Source organism: Desulfofundulus thermosubterraneus DSM 16057 (assembly GCF_900142025.1).
Lineage (GTDB): Bacteria > Bacillota > Desulfotomaculia > Desulfotomaculales > Desulfovirgulaceae > Desulfofundulus > Desulfofundulus thermosubterraneus.
Genome location: NZ_FQZM01000017.1, coordinates 18,580 through 31,607 on the forward strand (window position 1 = coordinate 18,580; position 13,028 = coordinate 31,607).

Consider the following 13,028-nt stretch of genomic DNA (forward strand, 5'->3'; position numbering starts at 1 on the left):
TTTCACCTGAAGCTAAAGCCTTACCATCCGAATACTGTGGAAATTTGTTTTTTCCCATAATCAAAGGCAGGGACCTCCCTATAAAGCATCTTCGAGACCTGCTTCCTTAAGGGCGGCGGTGAGACGCTTCAGCTCCTGGGCGCGGTCTTTACGGCACACCAGCAGGCACTCCCCGTCGTCCACCACTACCAGGTTCTCCACCCCCAGGGTGGCCACCAGCCTGCCGGGGGCGTGGATGATGCTGTTGCGGGTTTCCAGAAAAACCCCCCGCGCCTCGATCACGTTGCCGTTTTCTTCCGTCTCCCGGCACCGCTCCAGGGCCGGCCAGGAACCCACGTCGTCCCAGCCAAAGTCACCCGGCAGGACCAGCACGTTGGGGGCCTTTTCCATAATCCCGTAGTCAATGGAAACCCCCGGCAGGTCCGGGTAGACCCGGGATAAGACTTCCTGACAAGAGCTGCGGTCCATGGCCCGCCCAATTTCCGCCAGCCCGGCCGCCAGGGCCGGCAGGTGTTCCTCAATCAACCGGTAAATTAAATCAGCCCGCCAGATAAACATCCCGCTGTTCCACAGGTAGCGGCCTGAAGCCAGAAACTGCCGGGCTTTTTCCGGCCCCGGCTTTTCCGTAAACCTTTCCACCCGGTAAACTGGTATGCCTTCATGGTATTCGAGCAACTCGCCCTGGCATATGTACCCGTATCCCGTGTCCGGCCGGGTGGGGGTAATGCCCATGGTTACCAGCCACTGGCCGCCGGCCGCCAGGGATACTGCAGCCTGCAGCACCGATTGAAACCGCCGCACATGGACAATGTAGTGATCAGCCGGCAGCACCGCCATTACCCCCCGGGGATCCTTTCGCAAAACATGGAGGGCTCCCAGCCCTACGGCGGCCGCCGTATCCCGGCCGCACGGTTCGGCCACAATGTTTTCCGGCGGAATCTCCGGCAACTGCCGGCGCACGGTTTCGATATAATTGACACCGGTGACGACCAGCACGTTCTCCGGCGGTACCAACCCTGCCAGCCGGTCAAAGGTCAGCTGCAGCATGGTGCGCTCCCCCACCAGGGAGAGGAACTGCTTGGGTCTATCCCGCCGGGAAAGGGGCCAGAAGCGCTCCCCCGCCCCACCGGCCATAATTACGGCATAAAACAAAAACACATCCCCCCGTACGGCGGGGCATACACCGCTTTGTGCAGTCCTTACCCCGGTCTTTATCGCTCTCTAACGCCGTTATTGATGATGACCCGAGCTTCTTCCAGAGTGCTGGCGGCGAACAGCTGCTCCAGGATATAGTCCAGCGTTTCTAAATCGGTCATCCGCTCGACCTTTTGCTGCAAGCCGGCCGACTTATCCCCAAACTTACGGGACAGATATTTACAAATGATTTCCCGCGCTTTCTCCATACGCCCTTCCATACGGCCTTCGGCACGACCTTCCGCACGACCTTTTTCATGCCAGCTGGTGGTTATCTGCATAATGGCGTCAACCTCCTTTTTGTCCATTTTGCCCAATTCACGGTAAAGTTGTTCTTCTTCCTCGCGGTTCAGCTTCAGGTAGGTTTCGAAAAAAACAGCCAGCAGCTCCATCCGCGCCGGGTCCAGTTTCATCCGGGCCAGCATGCGCAGGAACTCCAGCTTTACGCGCACCCTTTCTTCCGGCCTGAAGCCCATTTTGCTCAACAACGCCGCAGCTACCGGATTATCGCTAAGTATGTACTCCCGCCAGTCAAGTTTTTTCAGCTCCAGCTTGTAAAACCGGAAATTCAGGACATCAAGGAAGGGGAAGGCAATCCCGAAGCTGTCCGGTTCATCCCGTACCCGGTCGTAGCCGAACACGGCCACCGGTAATATTTTCCGCCGGTACTTCTCGTATAACCGGCTGAAGTAAACAAACATCCGCTCGTTAAAATTCTTTTGCACATACGATTGCGGTTCAATGTGTACCAGAATCAAACCGGGCTGGCCCTTGAGCCTGGTTTCCACCAGAATGTCCACTTTGTGCCTGTCACCGGCTGTAACATCGGTGAAGATTTCCTGCTGGAGAAACCTGATCTGGGTCAGGTCTATGGATCGGGCGGCTTCCGGAAAGAACAACTCCATGAATTCGGCAAAAAATGTTTCCAGCAATTCTTTAAACAGGCGGTCATGGTCGATCTGATTTTCAGTCATCGAGCCGTCTCCTTATATTCTTTATGGTTACAGTTTACCTCAGGTTCAGAAGGGTTTCAAGAAGCGGTCATTCTGCTTGCCGGCATCACCCGGCTAAAACTCCCACTGGAAATCTTCCACCTGTGGGTGGGCGGTAATGGCTTTTTTCATCAAGTCGCAAATTCTTTGCAGCCCTTCCGGCGTCCTCGCCTCGCAGCGGGCCACCAGCACGGGCTGCGTGTTGGAAGCGCGCACAAGTCCCCACCCGTCCTCAAACAGTACCCGGGCACCGTCCACGTCAATAACTTCGAATCGGCGCTGAAACTCCTTAACAAGTTGCTCTACAACGGCAAATTTAACCTCGTCCGGACAGGGTACGCGCGTCTCCGCCGTGGAGTAATATTGCGGCACGCCAGCCAAAAGCAAAGAAAGAGGTTCTTCCGTATTTGATAAAATACGCAAAAGCCTCCCGGTAGCATACAGCGCATCATCGTAGCCGTAATATTCGTCGGCGAAAAACATGTGGCCGGACATTTCCCCTGTAAAGGGAGCGTTAAGTTCCCGCATTCTGGCCTTGATCAGGGAATGCCCGGTGCGGGAAAAAATGGGCTTCCCCCCAAGGCGGGCAACTTCCTCCACCAGGCTCTGGGAGCACTTGACTTCCACCAGCACCGGGGCACCGGGGAAACGGGGAAGAATTTCGCGCCAGAAGAGGATCATCAGCCTGTCCCCCCAGACCACGTTCCCCCGGTCGTCCACAACCCCCAGGCGGTCGGCATCCCCGTCGTAGGCCACGCCCAGGTCTGCCCCCTCCTCAAAAACTTTCTTTTGCAAATCGAGGAGGTTGGCCGTTTTTACCGGGTCGGGGTGGTGGTGGGGAAAGACCGGGTCGGGAGTACAATAAAGCTCTATCACGTTACAACCCCAGCGGCGCAAGAGCTGCGGCGCAAAGTAACCCGCCGTACCGTTGCCGCAGTCCACGACCACTTTTAACTGGCGGGGACCAAGCTTAATTTTATCAGCCAGCATTTCCAGGTAGGCGGGAACAACGTCAGCAGTTTTAATTTTCCCCCGGCCGGTTGCAAAAGAACCGAGCGAACAAATCTCCCTGAGCCTCTGGATTTCTTTCCCGTAGATCGTTTCCGCACCGCCCGCAGCGAGCTTAAATCCGTTTTCCTCCGGCGGGTTGTGGCTGCCGGTGACCATCACGGCGCCTTTTACGCCCAGGTGGTAACGGGCGAAGTATACGATGGGTGTAACCACCAGGCCCAGATCAATAACATCACATCCCGTTGATAAAAGCCCATCGCAAATTCCGTTTCGCAATTCTCCGGAGCTGGCCCGGTTGTCCCGGCCCACCAGCACTTCACTTAAGCCCTGTTCTAAAAGAAAGGTGCCGAAGGCTTTTCCCAGGGTACGGGCAGTTTCAAAGGTTAAGTCTTTTCCGGCCACGCCCCGGATGTCGTATTCCCGGAAGATTGAGGGGTTTAAGAAAGGAGATGTCTTGAGCAAGTCGAAAATCGCCTCCTGTTCTAATTCTATTTTACACTCAGGCCAGGACTGCTCTTTTCGTCACCGATAATGCCCTGAAAAAGCTAGCTCCTGGACTGTTGACAAGAATAGAGTATTTTTTCAGCTATCACGTCCCAGTTCCAATCCTTGATTGCTGTTTCATAACCTGCCATGCCCATCTTACGGGCCGTTTCTTCTTCCTGGAGCAATTTGATACAGGCTTCAGCCATACTGTTTGGATCGCCGGGAGGGACCAGGTACCCTGTCTTACCATGGATAACCTGCTCCCTCAGTCCTCCCGTATCAGTAGCGACAACAGGCAGACCGAATGCATACGCAATGGGGACTATACCTGACTGGGTGGCTTCGGTGTAAGGCAATACTACAAGCCTTGCCTGTTCAAAAAAGGAAGCAACATCTTCTTCCGGAATCCATCTGTTAACTATTTGAATATCATCTGAACAATCCCTGAAGAGTTTTCCATATTGCTTTAAATTACCGCTTCCTGCTATGATGAGCTTTGCTTCCGGCACCTTTTTTTTAATTAGTGGAAAGGAGCGCAACAGAACTTTCAGACCCTTATATGGGGTTATTCTTCCGAAAAATAAAATATTTTTACTTGAAAGGAAAGGTGTGTGCTTTTTTTTCCACTTTTTATAATAAGAAAATACTCCATGAGGAATGATGTCTATTTTTGAACGAGCTATTCCTTTAGATATCAAGCAGTCTTCAAATATCCTGCTCAGGATTATTAACCGCGTGGCTTGGCCTGTACTAATGTCTTGAATAAACTTTTGCAATGGATTTCTTTCCCCAAGGTGTAAAACAGGATCGTGTAAAGTAATTACTTTGGGAATATGTGGAAAGTGCCAGTTAATCAAGGGTGTCCAAAAGTGAATCATTGGGTAATAAAGGACTTCTGGCTTCAGTTGCTTAATTTTTAAAGCTATCCTCCACCAGCGGTAAAGAAATAGAGTAGAAAAGATAAATTCTCCAGCATTTTTATACGTTGGAACGGCTATAATCTTAATCCCCAACTCCTTCCAAGCATTTAGATTTTCTACCTGAGCTGAAATGACGGCAGTTAAGTCACACTTCCTGCCGAGGGCTCTTGCTACCTCCAGGCTATACACCGCACCGCCACCAAGCCTGCCCAGGTAAATTAAAACAAGTCTCATATAAAGAACCTCCGCTTTGCTTTGCAACCATTACGAATTGTTTAGTTCTTATTATTCCAGTAAACTTCCAACGATTTCCTTTGCCTGCTGCATAAATCCTTGAGCAGAAAAAAGTTTTCCCCTTTTCTTAGCTTCGCTATGCAGTGAATACTGAAGTTCTCTATTCTGTAAAACGTCGATTATTTTTTTGCTCGCATCTTCTAATGTGGAATAAACTAAAAGCGGGTTGCTACCAATAATTTCTACTTGGCCGCCACTATTAGGTACAAATACAACACAACCCATTTTAACCATCTCGGCTACAGCAATACCAAAATGTTCATTTATTTTTCCGTGGATACCAAATTTGTGGCTAGATATAAGCCTGAGCAAGTCGGTACGCCCCAGAGATTCTTCTAGGAATATCCAGGAAGCATTCTCTCTTTGCAATTCCAGGAGCCTTTTGTAGTAGGACTCGTTGTATCTTTGACCAGCAATGTGCAGATGGACGTTAAACCCGGCCTCACGCACACTCCTCAATATTTGAATGATCTCCGCTATTTTTTTGCTAGGCTCAAAGCGGCCGATAGTAACAAAACCATCTTCCCTTTTTTCAAAACTTAGGTCTCCAAAATCGTTATCTCCAAAAAAACATGCTACCGGAGGGTAAACAGTAACGGTAGAAATAGAATAAGCCGATTGCACTATCTTACCCGTCCAATTGGAATTTACCAGTGTAACATTTGTTTTCATGCGTTCAGCGTTATATCCACTTAAGAGCCGACCAAAACCTTCGTATAACCAGCGCACAGAAGAGGATCGGTGATACCAGGCATCAAAAAATTCAGCATCCCCAAGCCTGGCTACTTCTGCTCCCGCGAGCAAGGGAAAATGGACGTACTGGACTCCCCTGATGCCAAAATCCATTTCATTATAGGTGCTAAAGAAAAGCGAGAATTGTTCTTTGAGGCGTTTACACCACCTCATCATGTATTGTTGCCTTATTATAGTAAACCTTGATTTGTTCTTCTTGAGGAAGGGGGGTAAAGGTAAAACGCAGACGGACACATCTGTTTCGTACAAACTGGTGCCGTAAAAATTATCTAGTTCCTCCAGCTTGACATCGTCAAAAGTGAGGAAAGCTACGTCATATGACTTACTAAGTGCCTGTGCTGTCCATAAAGCCACTGCTTCCCCCCCTCCCCACCAAAAATGGGGATGAACAATAGCTATCTTTCTTTTCTTACCTCCCACATTCATCATTCACTGTACCCCTCTAAATTAAAGAACCAAAATTTAGTTAAGACTCAGAGCCAGTTTTTCACACTAAATTTAAGGCCTCTAATAGCCTCGCCTTGTAGCGCGACCACTCGTAGTTTTCCAGAAAATAAGCCCGTCCTTTTTTTCCAACCTCATTCCTCAAAACTAGATTGCCACGCAAGGTCTCCACAGCATCTACAAACTCACGATAGTTACGGTAAGCAAATCCGGCGCCTGATCGATTAACGTGCCCAGCCAGCACCGGGCAATAGCCGTTAACAACTACCGGAGTACCCATCATAAAGGCCTCCAAAACCACAATGGAAAGGGACTCGTAAGGACTGGGCAGAACAACTGCCAAAGCGCCAGCCATGAGCCGGAGCTTTTCCTCTTCGGAAACAAAGCCACAAAGCTCAATCCCTGCACTTTTCTCCACCTGCAGGTTCAGGCTTGCTCTGCCGATAAGCTTTAGTTTGAGCAGGCTCTCGGGGTGCTCAAGCTTGTAGCGGCTAAAGTAATCCAACAGAATATTTACCCCCTTAGCAGCATCAATACGTCCGGCATAAAGGAGGTAGTGCTTTTCACTGCCATGCTTCGTTTTGTGGCAGAGCGTACTTCCTTCGCTACCCGCATTCTGGTCGACCAAACCGTAACCCACCACTCGACCTTTTACTTCCCCCCAGAGCCGCCGCGCCAAATCAGCCTCTTCTTGTGTCGAAAATAAGAGGTTATACCGGGAGTACTTGCGCCATATGGAGAGATAGGCGTGGGCTTCGTCGTGCAGGGTGGGATGAAGGAAGACCCTTCCCGGATCACCGACACAGTCCACCCCGAAATAGGTGGTGGGGTATAGATAGGTAAAGAAAATCACGGCATCGTAAAGGGGCCAGTTATCCCGGAGGTACTGAAATAACCCGGAAGAAAAGGGCCCCTGCCACCGGATGAGTTCCTCCTGAAAGCTTACCGGCAGCCTCAAACAGCGCTCCTGCCAGCTTCTCTTCTGCAAAGGAGAAAGCTCAAAGAAGCGCTCGGGATTGATCCCGCCTAGGAAAATCCGGTTCAACTCGTGAAAATAGGGCGGCGTTTCAAAGTCGGGGTGAAAGCGCAGCACGCTCAGGCCGTCCTCAACACTTTCCCCTTCCCGGTAATATCTCGCCCAGGTGATGTGATCCCTCGCAGTGGAGGTCAAAATAGTTACTTCACAGGGCGCCTTTAGGACTCTGGCAAGGACGCCTGCATAAGTTTCTGCCCCGCCCTGAACCTCACCGCCAAACCGCTGAACCACTAAAGCCACTCGCTTCATGAGGAGTACACTCCTCCCAGAGCCCCGAGGAAGGCAGCCTCCAGAACCTGCCACGCAAAACGCCTATGGTAGTTATTTTTGCCATGACTTGCAAGGTGAAGCCGGTAATCAGGATTGGCCAAGAGCACCGCTACAGCCGTGGCAAAACGCTCATAATCCAGCTCTTCGAAGATAAGCTGGTTTTCCCCAGTTGTCTCTGACACCGCAGCCCGCCCCAGGGCCACCACCGGCACACCTACAGCCTGGGCTTCGATTATGGGTACACAGAAGCCCTCGTGTTCGCTGAGCGTTAAGAAGACGCTTGCAGCCATGTAAAAGGCCTTGAGCTGCGTTTGGCTGACCTTTCCCGGAAAGGTAACCAGGTCAAGAAGGCGGTTTGCCGCCAAATAATTCTCCACCTCGCGGTAATACTTCGCAAGCTGCGGGTTCCTGCCGCCTACCCAAATAAACCGAAACTTAGCGCTGTAAAGGTTCAGCAGAGAGCGGGCCACGCGGACAAAATGATGCAAGCCTTTGTTGGGGGCCTGCCTCCCAACAAAAAGAATTATGGGTCTGGCGTCAGCCAGAAGGCTTTCTAATGTTCTAATATCAGCCTGTAGAGAAAGTAACTCATCGGCTTGGTGAAAGGGAGCCACTACCAGGCATTTATCCGGAGGCGCCCCCTCGCTAATCAGCTCCTCACAGTTGTACCGAGAATCGGCAAGAAAATGGGTACAGAGCTTGATCAAACGCCTAGTCTGTTCTCTTCCGCGCTTTACCAGTTTTTCTAATTCCGCGCTGTAGCCGGCAAAAAACTGAGGCGGCGTTACATTGTGATAGCGCAAAAACCGGTAAGATCCCATATGCTGGTTAAGGAGCTTCTCCCCTGCCGGCCACTCAATTCCGTGGTGGTAAATTATTGCTTCCACATTTTTTACTTGATCCATGCTGGCCATAAGAGGAGCAAACTGGGGTTCGTAATACTCAGCGTAAAGGTATACCCTAGCTCCCCTTTGTCTGAGGAGTTTGTATTCCTCCAGCACATCGTTCCCTATGGCATCTCCTGAAGAAAGGCTCGGTAGCAGAATGGCTATAGAAGAGTTCTCAATCACTACCGCCACCCCACTACTGCGTAATCCTGGTACCCGAAAAGGAGATCGTTGAGCTTAGCAACGTTCAGATCATCACCCTGCAAGCACAGTGCCTCAGGCACAGGGGAGCTGAACCTGACCGCCACCCTTCTGAAACCCGCCGCCTCCAGCAAAAAGCGCAAGGTCGGAGCGGGGATGGGGCGCTGGTGGGTTAAATCGAGGTAGAAGTTTTGCAGCGCCGCCAGTGAATGCGGGTTCACCGTCTCCAGGATTATTACCCCGCCGGGCTTAAGCTTGACCAGGGCCGTCTGCACCAGGTGCCAGAGTTCCGAGGGTGCAAGGTGTTCAACTAACTGGAAGGCGGTAACGGCACAGAGACTCTCGTCTGGCAGAGATTGGAGATAAGAGATAGCCTCCGCCCTTTCCACCTCCAGGCCCTTTTCCTGGCAGCGGCTGATCATGGCCTCGTTCAAGTCCACCCCTTTGGCGGGGATGCCCGCCTCGCGGCAGAGCTCCAGAAACTCCCCTCTTCCCGCTCCCAGGTCCAGCAGGTAGCCGCCGCAAGCTTCGTGAGCTTTTTGCACGTCGGGTAGGTACGCCCGCTGCCTTTCTTTGATGAGTTCCTCCGGGCCGCGGAACTGCTGCTCGAAGGCATGGTACAGCCAGGTGGTGTCCGCGGGATCCTGAAGTGGGCGTAGTGCGTGACCTGGGCCTTCTTCTTCCTGCGGCACGGGCCATCTGCCCGTGCGCTGGTACTGCAGGGCCAGGGCCAGCTTGGCCCGCAGGAAGGCTGCTTCCGCCCGGTAGTCCTCCACCAAGCGGCGCAGGGAAGCAAGTTCTCGGAGCGTATCCTGGACCTGCTGCTTGGCCTCAATCACCTCGCGCTGCAAATCGGCCTTATCGGTGGCCACTTCGGTGAGAACCTGCTTGGTTTTGGCATCCCATTCCTGAAAGGCTTTTTCTAACAGCTCGATTTTCTGAGCGAGTTGTCGCTGTGTTTCTTGCAGTGCAGCGACGTTTTCCTCCAGCACCGGCCGCTGTGTCGCCCGGTCAGCTTCTTCCAGCCGCAAGGCGATCCTGTCCAGGCAGTCTAAAATTGCTATGTTGAAATTAGTTATCTGCTGGAAAAGGGGCTGGTAGAGCCAGTAGGTGCTTTTCCGTACCGCCCGCTTGAAGAAGGTAATGAAAGGGCTCCAGAAAGGGCGTAAGGAACGCACGGGGATGCGGTTCATATCCACCTGCGCTTTTTCTGCTGCCCGGTTCAGCGCCCACCGGATTTCCTCCATCACACCCTGGCCGTTAGCTCCAAGATCGGCTGCAGCGGAAAACCCTGAAGTAACTGTCCTCTTAGTTACCAGCAATTCTTCAATATCCCGTTTTATAGCTTGTATAACCGGATCCTCTCCCATTAAAAGCACACCTCCTCGGGGACAAAAACGATGTAACTAATTTTTCTTAAGGGTAATTTAATTCGACATCAAGCTGGCGTCACCAACTTCCCCTTCCACCAGTCCAGCAGGTCCGCCAGGGTCTGCTGGAAGGGAATCTCAGGCTGCCACCCAGTATCACAGCATATCTTTTCAGCCGAGCCTAACAGGAGCGGGATATCGGTCCTGCGCTGGAGTTTCGGTAAGGACTGTAGAGTAATTTTCACCCCGCCTATTGCGGCCAGGGTTTCAGCAATTTCCCTCACCGTATAGGCCCTGCCGCTACAGATGTTGTAAGCTTCACCGGGACGGCCTTTTTGCAGTAGCAGCCAGTACGCGCGCACCACATCCCGGACATCGGTGAAGTCCCGGGCGGCATCCAGGTTCCCGGCGGTGATCACCGGTTTGGTACGGCCCAGGGCCACTTCTGCCACTTCTTTAGCCAGCCGGGAGCAGACGTAATCGGTAGTCTGGGCGGGACCGGTATGGTTGAAGGGGCGTGCCCGGACGATATGTAGCCCCTGCGCGGCGCAGGCGCAAGCCGCCACGTCAGCGGCGGCTTTGCTTGCCGCATAGTGATTGACTGGCGTAAGCGGCATCTCTTCCCGGATAGGCTGCTTTTCCGGAGGCACCGCGCCGTAGGCGGCAGCCGAGCCAACATAAAGCACCCGGGCCTGTGGCGCGACTTCGCGTACCGCTTCGAATAGCTTCAAGGTGCCGTAAAAGTTGACCCGGTAGTAAACATCCGGGTCTCTGCCTGTAGTAACGGCAATGCCGGCGAGGTGATAAATCTCATCTGGGGCAAACTCATAGATTAGAGAGCGCAAAGCCCCTCTGTTACTTACGTCTACTTGTTTCACTTGGGCTTTTTCGAAGTTAATGTCGTCCAGCGGCAGGGTATGGTAAGTTGCCAGCACCTCGTAGCCTTTTCCCTTAAGAAACTCAACCATATGGCGACCTACAAAACCAGCCGCGCCGGTAATTATTGCCCGCATTCTTTCCTCACTCTTTCCAAATCGGCCTCGACCATTATTCGCACCAACTCTTTGAAGGTCGTGCGCGGCTGCCAGCCGAGCTTTTCCCTTGCCCTGGCAGCGTCGCCTACCAAGAGCTCTACGTCAGCCGGGCGGTAAAAGGCAGGATCTACCACCACGTAGTCCCGCCAGTCCAGGCCAACGCAGGTAAAGGCCGCTTCAGTGAATTCCCGGACGCTGTGGGTTTCGCCGGTAGCAATCACATAGTCATCAGGTTGGTCCGCTTGAAGCATAAGCCACATGGCCTCCACATATTCGGGGGCGTAGCCCCAGTCCCTTTTAGCTTCAAGATTACCCAGCCTCAGCTCCTTTGCCAACCCATGCTTTATGCGCGCTACCGTATAGGTTATTTTTCTGGTTACAAATTCCAGACCCCGTAAAGGAGATTCATGGTTAAAGAGGATACCTGAGCAGGCAAAAATGCCGTAGGCCTCCCGGTAGTTTACTGTCATCCAGTGGGCATAAAGTTTTGCCGCCGCATAGGGGCTGCGCGGGTAAAAGGGCGTTTTTTCATTCTGCGGCACAGCTTGCACTTTGCCGAACATTTCACTGGAGGACGCCTGATAAAACTTTATCTTGGGGTTGACAATGCGGATGGCCTCGAGCATCCTGGCCGATCCAAGTCCGGTAACTTCTCCCGTTGCCACCGGCTGGTCAAAGGACACGGCGACAAAGCTCTGTGCAGCCAGGTTGTATACCTCGTCCGGCTGCACTTTTTCCAATACCCGGATGATATTCCCGAGATCAAGGAGGTCTAACGGGACCAGCTCTACTTTATCAGTTATACCTAAATAGTCCAGGCGTTCTAAGTTTACGGTGCTGGAGCGGCGAAAGGCCCCGCAAACGCGGTATTCTTTCTTCAATAAAAATTGGGCTAGATATGCTCCATCCTGGCCGGTAATGCCGGTAATTAAAGCAGTTTTAGTCAATTTCTTTCCTCCGTTTCCTCTTCTTGCTATATTTTGTCTTTGGCTCATCTTTGTATAATTTCGTTAGCTTTGTATTAACTTTTTAAGCCTATAAGGCCGGCGCAGCAAATTTTTACACCGCCGCCCCGCCCACAAATTCCGCATACGCCCGGGCCACTTCCGCGGCCGAACCCTGCATCCTTACCTCCCCCCGGTCCAGCCACACGGCTACGTCACAAAGTTCCTCCACTTGCCCGGGCGAGTGGGTGACAAAGATGATAGTGGTTCCCCTTTTTTGTAGCTCCCTTATCTTGGCCAGGCACTTTTCCTGGAAGGCCAGATCTCCCACGGCCAACACCTCATCGATAAGGAGGATATCCGGGGCCACGTGCACGGCCACAGCAAACCCCAACCGCATGTACATCCCGGAAGAGTAGTTGCGCACGGGGTTATCGATAAAGTCGCCCAACTCGGCAAAGGCAATGATTTCCTCTAGTTTCTCCTTGGTCTGCTTGCGGGTTAATCCTAAAATGGAGGCGTTTAAAAATACGTTTTCCCTTCCGGTAAAGTCAGGGTGGAAGCCGGCACCGAGCTCAAGTAAAGTGGAGACCCGGCCGTTTACCTTCACTTCTCCTCTAGTAGGGTAAAGTATCCGGCTTATAATTTTAAGCAGGGTGCTTTTACCTGAGCCGTTACGGCCTATAAGCCCGACCGTGCTCCCCTTGGGTACTGTAAGGTTTACGCCTTTCAAGGCCCAGAAGTCTTCGGCCTTCTGCCTGCCCCAGAAGATAACGCGTTCCTTAAGGCTATAGGCTTTATCGTGGTAAAGGCGGAATTTTTTCCAGACATCCTTGACTTCAACTGCTACCAAGAGGGTCACTCCATGCCATGTTTCTTTTAAGGAGAATAATGCTTCTTAACGCCAGGTACCCCTGGCGCCCCTAATCCGGGCGGCTCTTGACATTTCCTGATACAATCTTTACATTATTCGCCAAAAGAGGTGGAATTCCTTTCTTTTTCGCACCCTTATTTTGAATCCCATACAGGTACCTGCTTAATTTTAATCATTGACAGGACGAAGTGTGTAACCGTGCAGCTCAATATCCGCAAGTTCGTCCACTCGCACCCGAACCTCCTGATCGCTGACCGCTTCATTCAATATAACGGACCGGCTCAGGAAAATGAGAAACGTCTGAAAACCCATGCCGAG

At 52.1% G+C, this 13,028-nt stretch carries 11 protein-coding genes; all 11 read right to left on the reverse strand.

What is annotated here, in order from left to right:
- Positions 1-78: 78 nt before the first annotated feature.
- Positions 79-1,152 carry a mannose-1-phosphate guanylyltransferase gene (locus tag BUA65_RS07540; protein ID WP_084062155.1) on the reverse strand — a complete coding sequence of 358 codons (1,074 nt, stop codon included), beginning with the start codon at positions 1,150-1,152 and terminating at the stop codon, positions 79-81.
- Positions 1,153-1,211: 59 nt separating this feature from the next.
- A complete protein-coding gene (locus BUA65_RS07545; RefSeq protein ID WP_072868563.1) occupies positions 1,212-2,168 on the reverse strand; it encodes an Rpn family recombination-promoting nuclease/putative transposase in 957 nt (318 codons plus the stop codon).
- A 93-nt stretch (positions 2,169-2,261) separates the two neighbouring features.
- Complete coding sequence (locus tag BUA65_RS07550; protein WP_072868564.1) at positions 2,262-3,659, reverse strand: phosphomannomutase/phosphoglucomutase; 1,398 nt, start codon at positions 3,657-3,659, stop codon at positions 2,262-2,264.
- Between the two features lie 83 nt (positions 3,660-3,742).
- Entirely contained in the window at positions 3,743-4,837 is a 1,095-nt protein-coding gene (locus tag BUA65_RS07555) for a glycosyltransferase family 4 protein (RefSeq protein ID WP_072868565.1), read from the reverse strand.
- Positions 4,838-4,888: 51 nt separating this feature from the next.
- Positions 4,889-6,079, reverse strand: a complete 1,191-nt coding sequence (locus tag BUA65_RS07560; RefSeq protein ID WP_072868566.1) for a glycosyltransferase family 4 protein — start codon at positions 6,077-6,079, stop codon at positions 4,889-4,891.
- Between the two features lie 58 nt (positions 6,080-6,137).
- Positions 6,138-7,379 (reverse strand): glycosyltransferase family 4 protein, encoded by a 1,242-nt coding sequence (locus BUA65_RS07565; RefSeq protein ID WP_072868567.1) that lies wholly within the window; start codon positions 7,377-7,379, stop codon positions 6,138-6,140.
- The gene (locus tag BUA65_RS07570; RefSeq protein WP_165613215.1) at positions 7,376-8,479 is read right to left on the reverse strand and encodes a glycosyltransferase family 4 protein; all 1,104 of its coding nucleotides are present in this window, start codon (positions 8,477-8,479) and stop codon (positions 7,376-7,378) included. Before BUA65_RS07570 ends, BUA65_RS07565 begins: the two co-directional genes overlap by 4 nt.
- Complete coding sequence (locus BUA65_RS07575) at positions 8,470-9,858, reverse strand: class I SAM-dependent methyltransferase (protein ID WP_072868569.1); 1,389 nt, start codon at positions 9,856-9,858, stop codon at positions 8,470-8,472. Before BUA65_RS07575 ends, BUA65_RS07570 begins: the two co-directional genes overlap by 10 nt.
- A gap of 68 nt (positions 9,859-9,926) precedes the next feature.
- Positions 9,927-10,871, reverse strand: a complete 945-nt coding sequence (locus BUA65_RS07580) for a GDP-mannose 4,6-dehydratase (protein ID WP_072868570.1) — start codon at positions 10,869-10,871, stop codon at positions 9,927-9,929.
- Positions 10,859-11,839: a GDP-mannose 4,6-dehydratase gene (gene gmd, locus BUA65_RS07585; RefSeq protein ID WP_207543871.1), complete on the reverse strand. Its 981-nt coding sequence runs from the start codon at positions 11,837-11,839 to the stop codon at positions 10,859-10,861. Before gmd ends, BUA65_RS07580 begins: the two co-directional genes overlap by 13 nt.
- 112 nt (positions 11,840-11,951) lie before the next feature.
- Complete coding sequence (locus BUA65_RS07590) at positions 11,952-12,689, reverse strand: ABC transporter ATP-binding protein (protein WP_072868573.1); 738 nt, start codon at positions 12,687-12,689, stop codon at positions 11,952-11,954.
- Positions 12,690-13,028 lie beyond the last annotated feature (339 nt).

Bases quoted from the DNA above. Each gene is read 5' to 3' on its own strand.
- BUA65_RS07555 (WP_072868565.1), bottom strand. From the start codon at position 4,837: ATGAGACTTGTTTTAATTTACCTGGGCAGGCTTGGTGGCGGTGCGGTG.
- BUA65_RS07565 (WP_072868567.1), bottom strand. From the start codon at position 7,379: ATGAAGCGAGTGGCTTTAGTGGTTCAGCGGTTTGGCGGTGAGGTTCAG.
- BUA65_RS07545 (WP_072868563.1), bottom strand. From the start codon at position 2,168: ATGACTGAAAATCAGATCGACCATGACCGCCTGTTTAAAGAATTGCTG.
- BUA65_RS07575 (WP_072868569.1), bottom strand. From the start codon at position 9,858: ATGGGAGAGGATCCGGTTATACAAGCTATAAAACGGGATATTGAAGAA.
- BUA65_RS07560 (WP_072868566.1), bottom strand. From the start codon at position 6,079: ATGATGAATGTGGGAGGTAAGAAAAGAAAGATAGCTATTGTTCATCCC.
- BUA65_RS07580 (WP_072868570.1), bottom strand. From the start codon at position 10,871: ATGCGGGCAATAATTACCGGCGCGGCTGGTTTTGTAGGTCGCCATATG.